At 41.7% G+C, this 23440-nt stretch carries 9 protein-coding genes; all 9 read left to right on the top strand.

Annotated features, from left to right (window positions below; translation table 11 throughout):
• Positions 1-133 precede the first annotated feature (133 nt).
• On the top strand, positions 134-3190 hold the full coding sequence (locus HFD85_RS19755; RefSeq protein ID WP_167613739.1) for a SusC/RagA family TonB-linked outer membrane protein: 3057 nt from the start codon (positions 134-136) through the stop codon (positions 3188-3190).
• Between the two features lie 27 nt (positions 3191-3217).
• Positions 3218-5005 (top strand): RagB/SusD family nutrient uptake outer membrane protein, encoded by a 1788-nt coding sequence (locus tag HFD85_RS19750; protein WP_167613737.1) that lies wholly within the window; start codon positions 3218-3220, stop codon positions 5003-5005.
• 35 nt (positions 5006-5040) lie between these two features.
• Entirely contained in the window at positions 5041-8019 is a 2979-nt protein-coding gene (locus tag HFD85_RS19745) for a SusC/RagA family TonB-linked outer membrane protein (RefSeq protein ID WP_167613735.1), read from the top strand.
• A 2-nt stretch (positions 8020-8021) separates the two neighbouring features.
• Positions 8022-9743, top strand: a complete 1722-nt coding sequence (locus tag HFD85_RS19740; protein ID WP_206082036.1) for a RagB/SusD family nutrient uptake outer membrane protein — start codon at positions 8022-8024, stop codon at positions 9741-9743.
• A gap of 33 nt (positions 9744-9776) precedes the next feature.
• Complete coding sequence (locus HFD85_RS19735) at positions 9777-10715, top strand: DUF1735 domain-containing protein (RefSeq protein WP_167613731.1); 939 nt, start codon at positions 9777-9779, stop codon at positions 10713-10715.
• A 164-nt stretch (positions 10716-10879) separates the two neighbouring features.
• Positions 10880-16051, top strand: a complete 5172-nt coding sequence (locus tag HFD85_RS19730) for a T9SS type A sorting domain-containing protein (RefSeq protein WP_167613729.1) — start codon at positions 10880-10882, stop codon at positions 16049-16051.
• Positions 16052-16432: 381 nt separating this feature from the next.
• Positions 16433-17851 (top strand): sialate O-acetylesterase, encoded by a 1419-nt coding sequence (locus tag HFD85_RS19725; RefSeq protein ID WP_206082035.1) that lies wholly within the window; start codon positions 16433-16435, stop codon positions 17849-17851.
• 13 nt (positions 17852-17864) lie between these two features.
• Entirely contained in the window at positions 17865-20906 is a 3042-nt protein-coding gene (locus HFD85_RS21710) for an alpha/beta hydrolase (RefSeq protein ID WP_206082034.1), read from the top strand.
• A gap of 33 nt (positions 20907-20939) precedes the next feature.
• Positions 20940-23438 carry an Ig-like domain-containing protein gene (locus HFD85_RS19715; RefSeq protein ID WP_167613727.1) on the top strand — a complete coding sequence of 833 codons (2499 nt, stop codon included), beginning with the start codon at positions 20940-20942 and terminating at the stop codon, positions 23436-23438.
• Positions 23439-23440: the final 2 nt, after the last annotated feature.

Here is a 23440-nt window from a genome sequence, read left to right as displayed (position 1 = left end):
CACTTAAAATAAATATGTATGAAAAAGAGCAAACAATTCAAAAGCGAATTAAAACATCCTGCCGGTCCGGTTATTTTGCCGGACATTAAGAAGATATGTATGAACTATTAAACTATTACTTAATCAAACAAGTATGAATAAAACTAAAATTTTAATGTTGATTTTTTTGATGTTCATGACGAGCCTCTCGGTAATGGCGCAAAGAAATTTTACGGTAACAGGAAAAGTAGTTTCCGCTGCTGACGGCATGGGCTTGCCCGGAGTTAGTATTATTATTAAGGGAACCACAATCGGAACTGTCACGAACGGTGATGGATCTTTTAAGATTGACATTGATAAGGGCTCAGACGTTCTGGTTTTTTCAATGATTGGATTTGCAAAACAGGAGATTGCGAACATCAATTCAGAAAACCTAACAGTAGAACTGACAGAACAAATGCAAGAACTGCAAGATGTACTTGTAGTGGGATATGGTACTCAAAAGAAGGCATCCAGTGTGGGCTCCATTGCCCAAACAAAAGGAGAAGAATTGATTAAGGTAGGAGCAGTTACTAATATCAGTTCGGCTTTGGCCGGAATGCTTCCAGGGGTAACTGCCTTAAACAAAACAGGAGAACCCGGGCTCGACCAGGCTGATTTACTCATCAGGGGACGGTCTACATGGAATGGTTCCAACGCCCCATTGATTCTGGTAGATGGAATTGAAAGAACAATGGTTGGTGTTGATCCCAACGAAGTAGAATCGGTTTCGGTGCTAAAAGATGCATCGGCAACCGCCGTTTTTGGTGTGAAAGGTGCAAATGGCGTAATTCTTATTACCACCAAAAGGGGCTCGGTAAAAGCACCCACAGTTTCAATTAATACAAACTTTGGTGTTAAACAGCAAACAAACGATTACGATCATTTGGATGTGGGAACCATTTTCATGCTAAACAACGAGACTCAATACAGAGAGAGAAACTGGGGATCTGTGTTATCTCAGGAGGAGATAGATATATATGTTAATGGCACCGACCCCATTTATCATCCAAATTACGAGTGGAAAGATCTGGTTTTGAAAGATTTTGGATTCACACAGAATTATAATGTTAACGTTGATGGTGGAACCGAACGTGCCAAGTATTTTGTGTCGGTAGGCTATTTGAATGATGGCGACATTTATAAAACCGAAAAACAAGCGGAATACGATCCGAGGTTTAAATACGAGCGCTACAATTACCGAAGCAACATTGATTATAAATTAACAAAAACCACTGACCTCGGTATCAATCTGGCCGGTGAAATTGGTGTTCGACAACGACCATTATCATGGCTGGGGCGCGATCCTTTAAACGGTGCCAACGTTACCATGTTTAACGAGTTGTTTTACCAGGCGCCAAACACAGTGTTTCCCGTATACTATCCCAATGGTTATCTGGGAACAGATGCTGTGCAGCGCGGAGCAAATATCATTTACAATTTAAACTATCAGGGAGCCGGAATGGAAAAATCAACACGGCTTTTTACCGATATAAACCTGAAACAGGATTTGGGCTTTTTGTTGAAAGGACTTTCTGCCAAAGGAAAAATTTCATACAACTCGTATTTAGAAACGCAACAAGTAACCTACAAAGATATTATCGGGATGTATCAAATGTCGGAGGATTCGGATCCGATCCTGCATTCTACCTATCAACCTGCTCAGGAATGGGTAGAAAAACCGGCAGAGTACGACGACATTAGCACATCTGATTACCAACGCGATTTGTATTACGAATTGTCTGCAAATTATGCCAATTCCTGGGGAAATCACGATGTAACAGGATTAATTTTATTTAACCGGAGGAAAAATAATTACAGGTCGAACTTCCCAAGCTACGAAGAATCGTGGGCAAGCAGGGCAACTTACGCTTATGCAAGTAAATACCTCGCCGAATTTACGGGAGGTTATACCGGTTCGGAGAAATTTGCACGTGGACAACGCTTTGGATTTTTTCCTGCATTTGGTCTTGGATGGGTCCTCTCAGAAGAGAGTTTTTATAAGGAAAGCAATTTTTCAAATATCCTGAATTATGCCAAAATAAAGTACACTTATGGTGAAGTTGGTAGCGACAGGGGAGCGTCTCCTTTTACCTATATTTCTGATTATACTACCAAAGAAAGTGTAACTTTTGGTCATACACAGGCTTACACCTATGGTCCACTATATTATGAAGGGAAGGCCGCCAATGTTAACGCAACCTGGGAAACGGCTACCAAAGAAAACCTGGCTTTTGAGTTTAAAGTTATTAATAAGTTGAACATCGAAATTGACTTATTTAAGGAGCGCCGTACTGGCATCCTGATGACCCGCGGAAACACAACTCCAAAGTGGTTCGGACAACAGGCACCAGATGCAAATATTGGTGAAACCAAAAGCCACGGTTACGAAATATTGCTGAAATGGAGGGATAATGTTGGCCCTGACTTTAGCTATTTTGTAAGCACTTTCGTCACCTTCAACGAAAACAGAGTGGTCTTCCGTGACGACCCACCCAACCGTGTGGATTATCAAAGAGCTGAAGGAAAACCAATCAGTACAAATTATTATCTGCTGAATCCCGACCTGCAACGGTCGTGGGACGATGTTTACGCGTACACGGCATCGTCGTGGGAAAACACTTCACGCATGCCGGGAGATTTGGCCTATATCGATTTTAATGCCGACGGCTTGATCGATGAGATCGATTATGCACCTGTCCGGCTGGATGAAATTCCTGCATACAGTGCAACCACCAACCTTGGTGTTACTTACAAGAATTTTAGTCTGGCGGCCAATTTTAATGGAGTTTGGGGGACCCGAAAAAGATTGAATGGAGCTATATTGTGGGGAACCGACTGGCCTGAATCGCTTGACAGATGGACGCCGGAAACTGCCGAAATAGCTGATCGGCCGCGAAATGACGGAACCATTCAGAAACACAACCGTCAAAATTCAACCTATGGAATTCAGAACGCAGCATTTTTAAGGTTAAAATCCGCCGAGTTCTCATACAATGTGCACAAAGCCTTTCTCGAAAGGTTTGGGGCATCTGCATGTACCATATTTGTGAACGGGAACAATCTGTTTACGTTTACCAATTTTGATAGCAGGGTTGATCCGGAAGCGGCCAATACACAAGCTTATCCCTTGTTAAAAAGATACAATATTGGCTTTCGCTTATCTTTTTAGTGATTCATCATGAAAAAATTTGAAACTATGAAATATATAAAATATACAATACTTGCAGTCGCTGTGTTTTTTACATCAGCTTGCGAAGATTATCTGGATAAATCTCCTGAAATGGGAGTTACCGATGCCCAGGTTTATTCACGATACCAATCTTTTAAGGGAGCATTTGATAAGGTTTATTATCAGGATCAGGAATTCTTTATTGATGGTTGGAACGGATACATTTTTTCATTGGGCGATGAAGGAGTGACCACAGCTTCGGGAGATCCAGCCAAATCTATTAATACCGGTAACTATATGGATGGAACTTCAGTGGAAACCGATTGGGGTTTAAAAGCATCCGATTATACAGATATCAGAAGGTTGGGGATTCCCGACATGTGTTTTAGAAATTTGAGAACAATCAATATTTGCCTGGAGCGCCTTGGGGATATTGAAGATGCAACACCACAACAACTGCAAGAGCTTGAGGGGCAGGCCTATTTTAAAAGGGCATGGAATTACTTCCAGTTGATTCGTCGTTTCGGGGGCTTCTTCAAATTTGATAAAGCATTTGCTTCCGACGATGATATGGATCTTCCACGATTGAGCTACCAGGAATCTACAGACTGGTTGGTTAGTGATTTGGACAAAGCTTTCGAATTGCTACCTGATAAATGGCCGGATGCCGAAAAAGGACGTGCTACAAAAACAGCTTGTCTGGCACTGAAATCGATGGCACTGCTTTATGCAGCAAGCCCAAACATGAACGATAACAAGCAATACAACATCGAATATTGCAAATTAGCAGCTCAGGCAGCAGCTGAGGCAATCGCTTATGTAAATTCAAAAAATCTTTATCGCTTAATGCCTGGCAGCACTGCCGAAGAATATGCAAAGATTTTTTACAGTAAAACACAATTGGCAAGCGATGAAGCTATTCTTTACACTGTTACCCAGGATTACACTGATGGACCTGGAAAACCCAGGAGTCGACAATGGTTAGCCTCTTTTGTACCAAGGACTCGTGGTGCAACCAATTTGCACATGGCTTCTCCTACGCAGAATTTTGTTGATTTATTTGAAATGGCAAATGGTTTACCAATTCATGCCTCGGGTAGCGGGTACAACGACCAGGATCCTTACAGCAACCGTGATCCCCGTTTCTATTATGATATTCTTACCAATGGAACTCCCTGGAATTTCGAAACTCCCGGAAACCGAAAACCAATGGAATTCTGGCGTTACGATACTTATTTGAACCAGAAATCACACGATGGTACAGCCATCAGGGATAATTATCCGGGAACGCCATATGCAATCCGCAAATGGTGGCCTGAATCTGCTAACATCTGGGAAAATGATTTTAATTACTACATGCAATCCATTCATATCAGGGTAGCCCAGTTGTATCTTGATTTTGCCGAAGCAGCAAATGAAGCTTACGGGCCAAACGGAACGGTACCTGGTACCAGTCTAACCGCCGTGGAAGCTATAAATATTATTCGCAATAGGGTGGGTGCTGTTGATGTATTGCCACAATTTACCGGCTCCAAAGAAACATTCCGGGAAAGAATATGGAACGAACGTAGCGTAGAGCTTTGTTTCGAGAATCAACGTTGGCACGACATACGCAGATGGCGCATTGCCCATGTGGTAATGAACGATTTGTGGACTGCAGTGATTACACGGGTGGGCCCCGACCAATATACCTATGCATACGAACCTATTTCAACGTTTTATGCAAAGAACTTTGAAGAGAAGCATTATTGGTATCCAATCCCTATCGATCAGATGGACATTTTGTCCAATTTCACTCAAAATCCTGGGTGGTAATCATTATTACTCATTAATAAAACAATGAAATACCAATGAAAAAAAGAATATATATATTACTCGGAATAATAACATTTGTCTTTACGGCGAATGTTTATGCCCAGGAAAAATTAATTCAGGCGAAAATAGTTGGCGAAAAAGATAAGCCACTTGAAAATGTGATCGTAAAGTCGGGCGATAAAGCCACCACAAGCGATGCAAATGGCAACTTTTCCATCGAAGCTTCTACCACCGATGTGCTTTTGTTCGAGTTGAACGGATATGACACTAAATTCATTCAGGTAATGGATCTTAACGAAAGCACTGTTGAATTGGTGAAAATTCCGCCTGGCGGAAGTTCTAATATAAATTTACCGTATAGAAATATAGCAAGAGAACAATTTACCGGGGCTGCTTCTGTAATAACTGCCGAACAGATAAACAGCAGCTTAGATGTAAATGTAGCCGCTGCTTTAAAAGGTAAAGCTGCCGGCCTTTATATAAAAGAAAGGCCCGAAGACCATGGAGGAACCTACGAAATTAATATCAGGGGAATTAGCGGTCTGCAAAACGATCCGCTCATTTTAGTCGATGGAGTGGAAAGGAACATTGATTATGTGCAGTCTTCCGACATAGCATCGGTTACTGTGCTTAAAGATGCAGTCTCAAAATCATTTTATAAAGGAAAAGCTGCCAATGGCATACTGTTGATTACTACCAAGAGGGGAATTCCTTATAAAAATGAGGGAAAAGTTTCTGTTGAAACCGGAATATCAACACCAGGTTTATTGCCCGATCCGCTAAGTTCATCAGAATACGTTGAATACTATAACCTGGCGCGGAGAAATTCAGGTTTAGGAAACCTCTACAGCCAGGCGGAAATCGATGGGTATAAAAACCCGAATATTCAGTTTCCGTCGAATAATTATTACGACGACTTGCTTAATGATTCAAAAAATTATACAAGGGTTCTCACCAGTTTTAGCGGAGGGAATAAGAGCGTACAATACAGCATTAATGCTAACTATTTACACGATGGAGGTTTAGAGGGTGTCGGCGATGCCAACTCCAGCAACCGCTTCAGCATTAGGTCTAATTTAGATTTTGATTTGAATCAGTACATAAGCTTTTTTGTTGACGTTAATGCTTATCTCGAGCAAAACAATACCAATTATTTATATGGCAATGATTTGTTTGACAGAATGAACACTCAACGCCCCAACGAGTATACGCATATCCTCCGGAACAGCAGTTATCAGGATTCGGTATTGTTCGGAGCAGGTCGTTTCTCCAATTCTGCCGATTACCAAAACCTTTATGCAGAAATGTTACTGGGCGGTATCCGTGAAAATGTAAACCGGGTAGGACAGGTTAACCTGGGCACTAAGTTTAATTTATCAAATGTTGTAAACGGACTGAGTGGAAAGTTCTCTGTTCATTTCGACAGTGAAAATTTTATCGCCCTCGGAAAGAACGATGATTTTTACTCCTATCTGCCTGCTTTCGAAAATGGCGAAATTGCAAGTTTGCACACAATGACTCGGGGAAAAAAGAACTCCGGCCTTAGCAGATTGGCAACCCGCGAAACAAAACGGTTTACGGCAATGGGGCAGTTAGATTATCACAAGGAGTTTGCCGCCAGTGAATTAAATATGCACCTGGCCATTTTTAAAGATAAAAGCCAAACCATTTATTCATTTTCGCCGAGAAGTACCCAGTCGAATACCTTGCTTACCAATTACATTGTAAATGACAAGTATGTATTCGATCTGAACCTATCTTATATTGGAAGTTCAAGGTTACCCAATGACAATAACTACGGCTTTTTCCCCGCAGTTGGTGCAGGTTGGGTATTATCGAAAGAGAATTTTCTCGCTAACAGCGAAAAAATCAATTTCCTGAAACTTAAAGCAAGTTATGGCTTGTCGGGAACCGACGAGTCGCTTAACTTCTTTGGATATACAACCCGCTGGAATTATGCCGAAGGTTCGAACAGTACAAGATTTGGGATTGAGGCAAGTAACAGCATCCGTACCGCTGATCGCATCACGGTTGCAAACGAACAAATCGATTGGGAGAAATCAGCAGAGTTGAACATTGGATTTGAGGCCATATTCTTTAATAACTTGTCGCTAAATGTTGATTATTACAACATGAACCGCACAAATATTCCGATTTATGAGCACTGGCTTACCAACCAGGTATCGGGTTTGTACAACCGGCAAATAAATTTTGTCTCCATTAAAAATAATGGTATCGACGGAACCCTGACCTACGAAAAAAACTTCAGAAACTGGCGCATCCTTGCCAGTGTTAATGCCAATTATTCGAAGGCCATGTACGATGAATCTCAGTCGGTAGATTTGCCAACGGCCCGAAACATGGACGGCAAAGCGGTTGATGCCTTTATGGGATACGAGTCGAAAGGGATTATAAAAAACGAATCGGAACTGAGCAGCCTTAACCAACGTTTTGGCGAAGTACGAGTGGGGGATTTGGCTTATAACGATAAAAACGGAGATGGAAGAGTTGATGAGAAAGACCAGGTTGAACTAGGGAATTTGTTTCCAAGTCTGCAATTTGGCGCCAACCTTCGAATCGCCTATAAAAAGGTTGACCTAAAGGTAAGCGGTTATGGAGCAGCAATGTACGATTTGTACTTGAACAACTCGTATTACCGGCCACAACCCGAAATGGCATACTCTCAAATTGTTAAAGAAACCTATAATCCGGAAACGGGCAAAGGCCAATATCCTGCTTTAACGGTAAACAATGCAGACAATAATTATCAACCTTCTGATTTCTGGCTCGAAAACGGCAACTACTTCAAAATAAAAGAACTGGAATTAGGAGTGTCGCTCCCCGATACCTGGATCAAACCGATTGGTTTAGAAACTTTGAGGTTTTATGTACGAGGAAATAACCTGGTGACTATGTCGGGAATAGATGATGTTGATCCCGAATACATCAACGCTGGTTATACCACATATCCCTATATGAGAACATTTACAATAGGAATGAACTTAAACTTTTAATGATGAAGACGATTAAAATATATTATTTCATTGCAATCTTAGGCTTATTCATCTATGGTTGCGATAATCTGGAGCCGGAATTCGACAGGTCGCTTACCGATGAACAACTGTGGTCTGACAAGGATTTTACACTGGCGGCAATCACCGAAGCCTACGATCAATTACCGGCATTTTACACCGATGAGTTTGGCGGATTCCTGGATTGTGCCACTGACAATGCTGTAACAAACGATTTTAACTCCAACTTGATTCCTGCAGGAATAGCAGGTATTTCGCAAATGAATAATCCACTGAACAGTTGGGAAAATGCTTACCGGCAAATCCGAACCTTAAACCAATTCCTCGAAATTTTGCCAAACATCGATCTGGCCATTGATCCGGCATTGAATGAACAGGTGACAAAACGGTCAACCGGCGAGGCTTATTTTCTCAGGGCCTGGTATCAGTTCGAATTGCTTAGCCGTTTTGCAGGCGTTGATGAGAGCGGGGAATTAATGGGTTACCCCATTGTGTTGAAGCCGCTTTCAGAAGACGAACTTGCCGGCATAACGAGAAACTCTTTTGACGAATGTATGGATCAAATCGTAGCAGATATCGATGAATCGTTAAAATACCTACCCGATGATCAGTATTCATCAAACGATGTGGTTTTTGGCGAACAGCAGGTAGGCCGGGCCTATAAACTTGCAGCACTGAGCCTGAAATCAAGAGTGTTGTTATACGCCGCCAGTCCGGCGTATACGTTAGAGAAAACCGATTCGGAAATTAAGGACCTTTGGGTTAAGGCAGCCATGGCAGCTAATGAAGCCATTCAGAATATTGGCAACCTGCCATCAATCAATACAAACGGAAGTTTATACAAAGATCCTAATCATTCCGAAATTATCTGGAGGAGTTTTCAGGGGGACAGCAACACTCCCGAGCGCGAAAATTTTATGCCTTCCTTATGGGGAAATGGACGTACAAATCCATCGCAACAACTGGTAGATGCATTTCCTATGCAGGACGGGTACCCAATTACAGAATCTCCCTTGTATGATCCGGCTGATCCGTATAAGTCAAGGGACAAGCGCTTTGCACTAAGTGTAATATACAATACTGCCAGCTTTGGTGGAAAAGTAGCCGAGATTTATGAGGGAGGTAACGACTACGCATCGAGCGCACAACCACGGGCTACACGCACCGGGTATTATCTTCGGAAGTTTATAAACGACAATGTGAACGTTGTTCCGGGTGAAGATTATTCATCCGAAAAACACTATTATGCCTTTTTCCGCTGTGCCGAAATCTGGCTGAATTATGCCGAGGCAGCCAACGAAGCCTGGGGACCAACCGAGGACATTTTAGGTTTGGGAAGATCTGCCGAAACAACTTTGGCCGAATTACGGTCACGCGCTGGAATTTCGGGCGATACGTACCTGACCGAACAGGCTGATGCCGGTAAGGAAAGCTTCAGGACTTTGGTACAGAACGAACGCAGAATTGAACTGTGTTTTGAAAACCACAGGTTTTTTGATGTGAGAAGGTGGATGCTTCCGCTGGATGTTCTGAATGAAGGTGTTAAAGGTGTGAAGATTACGAAAAACGGCGATAATAATTTCTCATTCGAATACGGGATAAACGTAGAAAGCCGAAAATTTGAAAGCTACATGTATTATAATCCATTACCCGAGCAGGTGATTTATGCATCAAAAAGTGCAATCACTCAAAACAAGGGATGGTAACAGGCATCATTTAATATTTAAAATGAGAATGAAATGAAAATAAAAATTTATACAATCGCATTGATAGCTTTGGTTTTTGCAGCATGCGAGAAATACGAGGATTTTACGAACGATTACGAATATTCAAACGTCTATTTTGCCTATCAAAATCCGGTGAGGACTGTTTTAACCGATGATCTCAGTTTTAAAGTCGGGGTAGTGATGGGTGGAAAAAGGACGAATAATGTGGATGAGCAGGTTACTTTTGAGCTAGCACCGGAGTTATTAAACGACCCGGATATTGTTGGCGACAACAATTTCACCATGCTTCCGTCAAACTATTATACATTAAGCAGTGCCAACAATATAACTATTGAAAGAGGCGAGATTGTTGGTTTTGTCACTGTTGACCTGAACAGGGAGCTGTTTTTGGCCGACTCCTTGTGCCTGGACAAGAACTACGCCCTGCCTTTTTTAATTAAGGAAACTACGCTCGATTCAATACTAGTTGGCTCAGAGGAGTTAAGTATCCCCCGAAAAGATTATTCGATTGTTGTAGTGAAGTACCACCATAAAACACATGGCGTGTATTATCACCGGGGAAACAGGACACAATACAAAGCCGATGGTTCTACCATCGATACAGTAATAAGCTATATCCCGGCAGGTCATAATATTTATGAACCGGATATAGCCTGGAAGATACAAACTAATGATGCAAACTCATTGCATACAAACGGAATCGCCGAGTTTCCGAAAAATGGTGATGATAACGACTATTCATTGAAAATCAATCATCCGGAAAATGATCAAATATCAATTGAAGCAGGTATGAATTCGGTAATAACCGGAGTAACAGATTTGGGATCGAGTTACGATAGTGAAAACAAGGTATATTATCTGAATTACCAATATACCATTGATAATATTAAAAATGTAATGAACGACACGCTATCCTTTAGGGATGATATGTTAAGTCTGGAACTATGGTAATCAGAATATTAAAGGCAATGAAAAGACATTTCGCATAGATTTGATTTGGTTAATTAGTTATTGATTGCCCGGGCAAATGTGGTGCCCGGGTAATCGCACAAAAAGGTTACTCGAACAATATCGGTGCAAGAGATGGTCTAAACCAAATAAAACAATCATTTATTATGAAAAAAATTTTTACATTCTTAGCATTTATCCTGACGTTTAGTTTATATGCGCAGGATTATGTGGAGTTAACCAATACACAACTGGAATATGCTCAGGATTTTAACAGCCTGGATGGGACACTCGACAAGGGAGGTATCCCCTGGGAAAATGGTACCAATCCCTTACAAGGCTGGTTTTCCTTTAGTAATTTGGAAACATCACCGGCTGCTGCTACTTCATACTCTACAGGAGGAGAAGGAGGCGACGTGCCCTCTAATGGAACTGCTTCTCTTGGTGTCGGCAGCGATAGAGCGCTGGGATTCAGAATTTCAAATGCCGTAGGCGATGCCGCGAACGGTATTAAAATAATGAACAATACCTCAAAAGATATTGGCTCTATCACAATAACTTATACAGGAGAACAATGGTCTTATGCAAGCAATCAAACACAATCGCTTGAAGTATCCTATAAACTAAATGCTTCGTCGCTTACCGATCCGGGTTTTGTAGCAATTCCCGAACTAACTTTTACCTCTCCAATAACCGCGGACGTTTCGGGTACCAACATGATAGACGGGACTGAACCCGCAAACCGTGTTGAAGGAATTACGCACGTATTGGAGGTTGATATTCCAATAGGAAGTTTTATTGTTATTAAGTGGCTGGACATTAATGATGACGGTGTTGACCATATTCTCGCGATTGATGACCTTACCATTTCTGCGGGGCTTTCAGGACCAAAAGCTTTTGTACAATTTTTTGATACGCGCAAGACCTATCATCAGGATTTTAATACTTTAGACGGAACTTACAACGCCAGGGGAATTCCCTGGGACAATGGAATTGATCCTTTGGAAGGCTGGTATGCATTTAGTAATATGGACGCTACTCCCGAGTTTGCAACTTCATATTCCACCGGCGGACAAGATGGCGATTTCCCCCTTACCAAACTGGTTTCCTACGGAACAGATACACTCGATAGGGCTCTGGGATACAGGGTTTCCGACTTTGTGGGCGATGCAGCTTTCGGCATACAGTTAAAGAACAGTACGTCAAACGATATAAAGTCGCTAACCATAACTTATACCGGGGAACAATGGTCCTATGCCAGTATAAATCCCCAGTCTCTTAAAGTATCGTATAAAAAAAATGCAACAGCTTTAACCGATACCGGATTTGTTGAAATCCCGGATTTAACTTTTACTTCGCCAGTAACAAGTGCAGTTACCGAAACGAATATGATCGACGGGAACCAAGCTTCAAACAGGGTAACTGGAATTACGTTTAAGCTTAAATTAAAAATTAAGGTGGGAGAGACCATTTACTTGAAATGGTCGGATGTTAACGATTCTGATGTAGACCATATGTTGGCAATCGATGATTTGACGATTACAGCTTATGCGCCTGATCCACATATGCCGTATGCACAGTTTTCGGATGGATCTTTAATTTACCAGCAGGATTTTAATTTGTTGGCGGAAGACCCGGAATGGAAAAACGGAACAGATCCACTTGAAGGCTGGTATGCTTTTCAGAATATGGAAACAACTCCGGTTGGGGCAGATGCATTTACCGAAGGTGGAATAGACGGTGAAGTACCGTCACCAGGTGTGGTCTCGTTTGGATCAACAACCGACGATAAGGCACTTGGTTATTATGTAAACGATGAAACGGGTGATGCAGCTTATGGATTGAAGATTATGAATAACAGCTCTACGCTTATCACTTCGTTAACAATAACTTATACTGGTGAACAATGGGCTTATGCCGATGCGGCTCAGCAGGCACTGGAAGTGTTTTATAAATTAAATGCCGAAGCGCTTACCGACTCGGATTTTGTTGCCGTGCCGAAATTAACTTTTACATCTCCGCGTACCGAGAGTGTCACCGACATTAATATGATTGATGGAAATGATGATGCAAACAAGGTTGCCGGAATTTCATTCTATTTTAAAGTACAAATACCGGTTGGTGAGCATATCTTTATAAAGTGGCAGGATAAAAATGATGCGGCAATGGATCATTTGCTGGCCATCGACGATCTGACTATTGAAGCAGGTGTTGTTCCTCCAAACGACCCTTTTGCAGAATTTACTGATTCGACTTTAATTTACGAGCAGAATTTTGATGAGCTAAGCAATGAGTACAATTCTTATCAACCCTGGACCAATGGTACCGATCCGCTTGAAGGATGGTATGCTTACAAAAAATTGAATGAGGTACCGGAAGCGCCAACAAAATATGGCGTTGGATGTGATAACAAGGGTGATGGTTCGCAGGATTTTCCTGGAGCAGGTTATCCAAATTCACTGGGTTATGCTGAAGGTACTGCCGAGGGGCCAATCGTTGCAACCGAAAGGGCTTTAGGCTACAGAATAAATAGTTCGGCAGGCGATGTTGGTTTGTTCTTTGATATAAAAAATAACACATCCCGGGAAATAAAGTCTATCGAAGTGACTTATACCGGCGAACAGTGGGCTGCCGTTGGGCTTGATCCGCAAACAATTGACTTTTATTACAAAGTAAATGCCGATACTCATTTCGATTCCACCTTTACAAAAGTTGATGAATTAACTTTTACAAGCCTTCAAATTGGAACCAACGGAACAAGTTCTACGATGCTAAACGGTAATCTCGATTCGAATAAAGTGGTGGGGATTACTGCCGTTATCGACGTTGAACTACCGGTTGGGGCTACCATCACTTTAAAATGGTTTCAGGCAAATGTTGCCGATGGCGAACATATTTTGGCCATCGATGATTTAACGGTTAAGGCACAATTAGCTCCCGACAATAAACCGTATGCCGAATTTACTGACGAAGAACTAATCTATGATCAGGATTTCAACGGACTGAGTAATGAATACAATTCATATCAGCCCTGGACAAATGGAATAGAACCTTTGGAAGGATGGTATGCGTATCGAAAATTAGACGGAACACCCGAAGAAGCAACAAAATACGGAGTTGGGTGCGATAACAAGGGAGACGGCTCACAGGATTTTCCAGGTGCAGGTTATCCAAACTCATTGGGTTATGCTGAAGGAACAGCCGAAGGACCTATTGTAGCTACCGAAAGGGCTTTGGGATACCGGATAAACAGCTCGTCAGGAGATATCGGAATGTTCCTGGATATTATGAATAATACATCAAAACCGATTAAATCGATCGAAGTAACTTATACTGGTGAACAATGGGCAGCAGTAGGTTTAGAGCCTCAAACACTGGATTTCTATTACAAGGTAAGTGCAGATAATCATTTTGATTCTACATTCACGAAAGTAGAAGATCTGACATTTACCAGTCTTCAAATAGGAACCAATGGAACCAGTTCAACCATGTTAAATGGTAACCTCGATTCGAACAAAGTAGTTGGTATTACAGCAATTTTTGATGTTGATATTCCGGTTGGAGCGATTATTACACTCAAATGGTTTCAGGCAAATGCACCTGATGGCGAACATATTTTAGCTATTGACGATTTAACGGTAAAAGCCAATCTTGAAGCTAATAAGCCTTACGCGGAGTTTACCGACGATAAGCTACTTTATGAACAGAATTTTAATGGTTTAAGTAATGAATACAATTCTTATCAGCCCTGGACAAATGGAACAGAACCATTAGAGGGGTGGTATGCTTACAAAAAACTGAATGATGTGCCTGAAGCACCTACAAAATATGGTGTTGGATGTGATAATAAAGGTGACGGCTCACAGGACTTCCCGGGTGCAGGTTATCCAAATTCCTTGGGTTATACCGAAGGTACAGCCGAAGGGCCTATTGTAGCTACCGAAAGGGCATTGGGGTACAGAATTAATAGTTCTGCAGGCGATATAGGTATGTTTTTGGATATTATGAATAATACTTCAAGACCAATTACATCTATTGAAGTAACATTTACCGGCGAGCAATGGGCAGCCGTGGGATTAGAGCCACAATCACTTGATTTTTATTATAAAGTGGATGCTGAAAACCATTTCGACAGCACTTTTACAAAAGTAGATGAGTTAACTTTCACAAGTCTTCAGATTGGTACAAACGGTACAAGTTCAACCATGTTAAATGGTAATCTCGATTCGAACAAAGTAGTTGGTATAACAGCAGTTATTGCTGTTGATATTCCTGTTGGAGCAATTATCACTTTGAAATGGTTTCAGGCGAATGTCGCGGATGGCGAACACATTTTAGCCATCGACGATTTAACTGTGAAAGCTGAGTTGGGTGCAAACACAATACCTTATGCCGAATTCACTGATAACAAAAGAACTTATTATCAGAATTTTGATGGTTTGAGTAGTGAATACAATTCATCTCAACCCTGGAGTAATGGATTAGATCCTTTGCAAGGTTGGTTTGCTTATAAAACTTTGGATGGCACACCTGCTGAGGCAACCTCCTACGGAGTTGGTTGTGATAATAAAGGCGATGGTACGCAGGATTTTCCAAGTGCAGGAAATCCAAATTCTCTGGGATATGCTGAAGGTACTGCTGCCGAACCAATCGTTGCAACCGAAAGGGCACTGGGTTACAGAATTAATAATTCCGCCGGCGATGTTGGTTTATTTCTGGATATTATGAATAATTCATCGCAAACAATCAAGGCAATTGAAGTAACGTATACCGGAGAACAATGGGCTGCCGTAGGTTTGGAAGCCCAGAGCCTGGATTTCTATTATAAAGTGGGTGCATCAAGCCATTTTGATACCGACTTTATTAAAGTTGATGAATTGTCGTTTACCAGTTTGCAGATAGGGACTAACGGAACCAGTTCAACAATGCTGAATGGAAATTTGGCTGAGAACAAAACCGTGGGAATAACAATGGTAATAAATGTGGATATTCCGGTTGGCGAAATGATTACTTTAAAATGGTTCCAGCCGAACGACCCAAGTGGCGACCATATTCTGGCCATTGATGATCTATCGGTATCTGCCACCTTTGGCACAGCAGTTTCGGAGATAGAAAGGAATGAGTTTATTATGTACCGCTCGTATGATTATCTGAAATTTTCATCAGACGATGTAATTAATAGTGTACGTATTTATTCAATCACCGGAGCAATAATGAAAGAGCAAGTTGTTCGTGCATATTCCGGCGAAATCTCTGTTCAGGAACTTAGGGGTGGTATTTATATTGCACGGTTCAGTACTGAAAACGGCAAGTTTATTGCCCGAAAATTTGTGAAATAATATGATTAGCTAAAACAACAATTTATTTCGAAACTTCATCCTGCCTTACCTGATAAGGCAGGATGATTTTTCGAATCACGATAACCGAATAGCTAAATTCGTAAACAAAAAAATATCGAAAACGATTGAAACTTGTTCACTTACATGAGATTTGTAGTATTCTGTTTAATTGTATTTCTGTCGGGAAATGTATTATATGCCCAACCAAGTCAAATTGGAAGTTCAGTATATGATATTATAGGAAGGACAAAATTCTTTAAAACCGGTTCAACAAAAGTATTTCCACAAATGGCTGGCAACCGGGAATATATCTTGTAAAGGTTTATTCTGAAGGAAAATTATACATTGAAAAAGTATTTGTTCAGCACTAAAAAACTAAAAATGAAAAAACTATTATTTGCCCTGTTTTTTATTCCATCTATCGTTTTTGCGCAGCATTCACTTCGCTTACCAGCTATACTGAGCGACCACATGCTTCTACAACAAAATTCAGAAGTAAAGTTTTGGGGCTGGGCTGACCCGCGCACGACAATCAAAATCATTCCTGAATGGAGTAAAGACACAACGCTTGTAACCGCCAGCGAAAAAGCAAAATGGGAAACCACAATACAAACACCGGAAAGTGGCGGCCCTTATACCATTCAGGTGTTGTCTGACGACAAAAATATTACCATCAATGATGTATTAATTGGTGAACTGTGGCTTTGTTCCGGGCAGTCGAATATGGAATACAATGTTAATAAAGGTGTTGCCGATGCCAAAGAGGCTCTGGCTGATTGCGAGAATAATCAGGTACGTTTCTTTTTTGTAAAAAAGGCAACTGCTGAATATCCGCAGGATGATTGCACGGGTTACTGGAAAGTTTGTAATGCTGAAAGTATGCAATGGTTTAGTTCAGTGGGCTACTTTTTTGGGCAGAAATTATATGAGAACCTCGGCATTCCGATTGGACTGATCAATTCGAATTGGGGAGGAACACCGGTTGAAACCTGGACTCCTATCGACAAAATTGAAAATCCTGAAAAGGTGATGAAGGAAACCAGTGTTTTGAAAAAAAGTACGGGTTGGGATAACACCGTAAGTTCTACCTACAACGCCATGATCCATCCTTTGATTAATATGAAGATGGCCGGTGCAATTTGGTACCAGGGTGAAGCCAATTGTCCGAATGCCTATTCATACTCCGGCTTGCTGGCAAATATGATAGAAGCGTGGAGGGATAAATTTCAAACAGAATTGCCATTTTACTATGTACAAATCGCCCCTTTTCAACGATATCCGATTCCATTCAGCGCAGCGCTTATTCGCGAACAACAGGAAAAGGTGCAGGATCTCGTGGAAAAAACCGGGATGGTTGTTATTTCCGACCAGGTGGATGATTTGAATAACATTCACCCAAAATATAAAAAGCAGGTAGGTTACCGCCTGGCAAATTATGCACTAGGCGAAACTTATGGCCGTGATGTGCCAAAATACAAATTTGCGACACTTGATAAACAAGAGATTGAGAAGGATCGTATCAGAGTAATTTTTAACGATGCAGCCAATGGTATTGTGGCTAAAGATAAAAATATTGAAGGTCTTGAGATTGCTGCGGCCGATAAAGTGTTTCATCCGGCGGAGGGGAAAATCGATGCAAAAACGAATACGCTGATCGTAAAATCAAACGAAGTGAAAAAACCGCTTTACGTTCGGTATGCCTTTGGGAATGGGGTTATCGGGAACTTGTTCGATGCCTCGGGATTGCCCGTAGCTCCTTTCAGAACCGATGATGTAATGTTTGATTTGAAACAGAATTAGTAATTGATACAGGATGATTGTTCTGAGTGACATAAGGTCGTGTTTTACAGGTTTACTTACAGTATTGCTGGTATCGTTTTTTTTCGATGGATTTTCTCAGGAGATTGTTGGTCAGCAAAAATCGAAAAATCAAGAATTGGCAAAGCGAGCTTACTTAACAGCAAAAAACAGCAAAGCACAACAGTTGTACGAACCTTTAAAATTGGCAACACCAAATAGCGTAGGCCCGATGACATTGCCGTATTTAAGAAATAAAATGGTGGGCAGCGCGTCCGTTTTCGGATCTCAACAGCCCGATTTATTTGTAAGTGGAAATACCAGATCCAGCGATTTGTTCTTGTTCCCTTGGTTGAGAAATAATCAGGAAGGAGTGCCCGTATTTGATGAGCCGGTTCAAATAGAAAGTTATTTTACTTCAAATGGAACTGTTTTTCAGGCAAACGATGGAGTGATACATGGACTTTGGCTGAACGGGGATAGTGTTATCCATACTATTTTTGACCTTCCTTCCTTGTCTTTTTTCGTAAAAAACAAAGTAAAACTTCCGGATTTGCCGGGATCGCCAAGAAGCATTTCAGCATTCCTGAATTCCAACGGGAGCGTTGATCTTGTTTTGGAAATCAGCGGATTCAGAAAGCCTGGAAAATATAGCAATCAAAATGCATCTTCCGAAAACTGGAGGCCCTACGATGAGGCAGGAATCTCTTCATCAGGAATAAGTTACTCTTGTCTTTATGTGGTTAATTACCCCAAATTGCTGGAAGGTGAAGGTCGGGCGACAACCCAGGCAACACCTACGAATAAAGAGGTTCTTTACAGGATGGAGAATTCTACTCCGGTTGATTTTGGAAATAGACAATCAAAAGATTTGGTTTGCGGATCGAAATTGGGAACCTTTACATTTTACCAACAAAACAATGGGACACCACTGACTTTTGGTCATCGTAATTATATGGTTGGCGAAGATGGAAACATACTCCGTCATCCAAGTGTGTCGGCATCTGTTTGTGCTTATCCTCAGTTGAATGGGAAATTATCCAATATAATTGCAGGAGGCGAGGGAGCGGTTTATTTTTATCAGTTCACCGGCGAATTTACATTGAAAGGTGATCCCATTTTTAAGAAACCGGTACCTGTATTGCAACAAAATGCAGATTTTTATGCCGGAACGCTGCCTTCGCCAACAACCATCGATTGGGATGGTGACAACGTTTTGGATATTATTGCCGGTAACTCAGAAGGATTTGTTCTGTTTTTCAAAAATGTGGGAAGCAACAAACAACCAGAATTTCTTCCGGGGGAACGAATTAAAGCCGGAGGAAAAGAAATTCGAATTCAAGCGGGCTATTCCGGAAGTGTACAGGGTACCGGTGAGGCCCGATGGGGATATGTTTCTCCAAATGTTGTGGATTGGACGGAAGACGGTTTGCCCGATATTATTATGGGCGATATTACGGGAAATTACACCATATATATTAACAAGGGAACCCGCACCACTCCTGTTTTGGATGTTGCTCAATCAATGTTTTGCGATGGTTTGGAATTACATGGGATGTGGCGTTCGCGTGCAGCTGTCGGAAAATTTGGTGATCGGATGGCTATGGCGATTATTGATGGTGACGACCATTTTCATTTGTACTGGAAAATTGATGATTTCAATGTTGAAGATGGAGGTAAAATATTACTTGATGATGGCTCGAAGATAATAACAAGTGCACAGCCGGCTGGTGGCACAGGTCGTTGTAAGTTGGATTTTTTCGATTACGATAGTGACGGGAAGCTAGATTTGATTATTGGTAATGGAAGGCGATCTGCAATTCCTAATATGAATACAGGTTATCCTCTTCCAATACTTGGAGATAAGACTCTGGGTACGCCTTTGTTTATGAAAAATGTGGGAACTGAAAATAATCCGATGTTCGAGCATCCTTTTCCATTTGATCTTGAAGGAGTAGGACTTCTTCAACCAGGTGGTTCGCACGAAAGCGGTGCTGTGGGAACATTATTAGGAGGTGGTAATCAGCCAAATTTGTTGGTTGGAAACGAGGTGGGAAGGCTTTATCTTTTACCAGGTGATGAGTTAAGACTAATGGGCATTGACGAAGCAAGGAAATACAGGGACAAACCGAATCCAATTAGCGAAGTCAAAGCGTCCAGGAATAAGCCAGGTTCCGGAATCTTGCCCACTAAAGCAAATGTACATTATGGATCGCATGAGCGGCAGGTTTTAGATTTTTACAAAGCCGATTCCGATAAACCAACACCCCTTGTAATTTGGATTCACGGTGGTGGCTGGGTGAGTGGCGATAAAAAAAATGTTCACGGCCTCGAAAGCTACTTGGAAGCCGGTATTTCGGTTGTTTCAATCAATTATCGTTATTCCTGGCAGGCTCAGCTCGCTGGAATTGAACCACCCGTAAAATGGCCCATCGACGATGCTGTTCGCGCCCTGCAGTTTGTTCGGAGTATGGCAACTGAATGGAACATCGATAAGAAAAAGATTGCGGCAAGCGGCAGTTCGGCCGGGGCGACTTCGAGTTTGTATCTGGCTTTTCACGATGATATGGCTGATCCGGATAATGCCGATCCGGTAGCCCGTGAATCTACCCGGCTTTGGTGTGCCGGGGTTCGGCATCCGCAAACTTCGCTCGATCCGCAGCAGATGATTGAGTGGACTCCCAACAGCAAATATGGCGGTCATGCTTTTGGTTTTATGGACCCCAATGATCTAAAATCGCGCGATAAAAGTTTTACTGAATTTTTGGAAAAACGTGATGCTGTATTAAAGTGGATCAAAATGTATTCGCCTTATGAACATGTGAGTAAGGACGATCCGCCAATTTATATGCTTTATCGGTCGGCACCTGCCATCGGGAAGGAGCAAAAAGACCCGACGCATACGGCCAATTTTGGGGTGAAACTCCAGGAACATTGTGAGGAATTAGGAGTTGAGTGTGAGCTTGCTTACCCCGAAAAACCAAATATTATCCACCAGGATTTTCCTGAGTTTATAATTGAAAAACTAACAGAAACAACAGGTTCATCAGGTAATTGAATCTTAAAATAAACTTTTCACAAAGAAATAGATATGAATAGGAGACAACATACAACAACCATTTTGCAAAGAAATCTCAATCGAATACTCTTGTTTATCCTTCTGGTTTCAGGGCTGACAGCAGCGCATGAAACCACTGCCCAAATGAATCTCCGGGTCCGGGGAAACGGAATTGATATCGACAATGTAGGTTCTTCAGGATACAAACAAATGTATTCGCCCGGTACAAAAATAGATTGGGAAGACAATTTCTGGATACCGGGTCAATACCATTTATTTAACGGTACCCGCCCCGCTGCTATTGTAAACAAAGATTTTGCAACAACTGCCGGAGGCGATCCCTCTGATAAACGGAAAGATTATTCAATCGACAGTTTCTCAGCTGATGCTGCCGGTGTAGTGACTATTGCAGTGCCATCTGATACCCTTAGTACAAGCGGCTGGACAAAAACATCCACTTCATTTAGCTCAACAGTATCAACATTTACCTTATATACCTATAATTATACCACTCCCGGTACGTGGATTGATATTCCCGGAGTAAGTACTGCCCGCACTGTTTTGTTTGCCGACCGGGGACATGTTGTGTTCGATAATCCGATCCCCTTGTCGAGCCTTGCCGAAGGTGTACTTATTGACAAAAGTACGAATGAATACTACCGCGGCGATTATACTTACGACCCGGATTTATACATTACCTCGAATGGAGATTATATAGCCGGAGAAAAAAACCGCAGGTACATTTCAACAGATAAAGGACAAACCTGGGATCTACTAAGCAGTTCATACAACATAGAGCATGCCTCTACTTTCGAACACAACGGAGCATTGTATATTATTGGAGATGAAGTGGGTAATTCTGCGGGAAGGGGAGCAATTAATAAATCAACGGATGGAGGAAAAACATGGGGGGAACCAACAATTTTGCTTGATGATTTTCGTAATTCTCCTTCTCACGTGGAAGTCACCCAGGGAAGAATATGGATTGCGTTTGAAAATCTGCCAAATCCGCACATCGTGAATTTTTTATCAGCATCGGTGAACAGTGATTTAATGCAAGCAAGCAGTTGGATCAAAACAACAAGGACGGATAATGTTGGCACTGGTAATGAGACCGATATGGTATTGGGCAGGGATGGCTGGCCAATTGCAATGCCAAAATCCGGAGGTCCGCCAGTAAAGGCTACAAGTGCAACAAGTGCCACTGCTCGTGCCTCAGACAAATTTACACTTCCAGGAAGCAACTCGAAATATACTGCCAAATACGATTCAATATCTGATAAATATTATGCGCTAACCAGCAATTCTGAAATTTATCCGTACGAGGATCGCAGGTTAGGAATAACCCTCTGGAGTTCTGTTGATTTGAAGACGTGGACAAAAGTAAAAGTGGCTTTTCAGGGAAAATCGCAGCATTGTCATGGCTTTAATTATCCGTCGATGCAAATAGACGGCGATGATATAATTTTCGTATTGCGAACAGCATGGGAGTACGAAAAGGGGCAGGCTCAGCGCTGGCACGATGCCAATTCATTAACCTTTCACCGCATCCGGAATTTCAGGGATATAAAATCTCCTGAAGCACATTTTGAAAAACCGGCAGAAGATACCAGAATTCCGACAGGAGGTAATCTGGAAGTGCTTGTTAATGCCGTGGATTCAAATGCGACAATTGTAAAAGTAGATTTGTATCTGAATGAAGTGTTAGTACGTTCCGATTCTGCGTCTCCTTATCAGTGGGGGATTGCCGGGCAAAACGATACACTTCTGGAAAATATGAGTGCCGGTTATTACACCCTAAAAGCAATAGCCTACAGCACCGATAATGAGAATGTTACCATCACACGGAACTTTCAGGTTGGCGATGGGGCCAGCGCAATTAGTATCAGTGTTCAGGGCGAAGGGTTTACAAAAAGAATATTTGATAACGGCGCGGAGATTTTTACCAACCGGACATATACTATTTTAAATGCTCCGCAGGATTTTATTGGCTTCGAGTTTTTAGCCAGCGATGGTAAAGTAGCCAATTCAGGTACGATTACTGCGGAAGAAGATGGTTTCATTTATATTATTGCGCCTGCGAGCGGAATTTCCGGCTGGGATCTTGTGCCTAATTCGCAATGCAATTACAGCGATGGCGGGCAAACATCACTTGCAATCTATCAAAAAGCTGTTGTAGAAGATGAAACGGTCGATATCCCAAACATAACTGCCTTTCCGGGAGCATCGCCACTCGCAAAAAGTATTACTTTAAATACGCCTACCTCCTTAAGCAACGATATTGCACTCAATGACCAATTTAGTGTGTTGGTGTACCCAAATCCGGCCACTGGTCTGTTTAATATCGAGTTTGTTGGTGCTGAAATGGCTGAAGTTATGATCTACAATTTGAACGGTAGTGAAGTTTTTAGTAAGAAAAATCTGAAAAGTAAACTTGTAATTTCAAATCAGGAATGGATGATACCTGGATTTTATTTTATAAGAACTTTTAACGGTGTTTCTTCCCACATTTCAAAACTATTAATTAACTAATG

The sequence above is a fragment of the Maribellus sediminis genome (genome assembly GCF_011799805.1).
Lineage (GTDB): Bacteria > Bacteroidota > Bacteroidia > Bacteroidales > Prolixibacteraceae > Draconibacterium > Draconibacterium sediminis_A.
The sequence above is the reverse complement of the archived record's forward strand: the minus strand, read 5'-3'. Positions and strand labels throughout refer to the sequence as shown.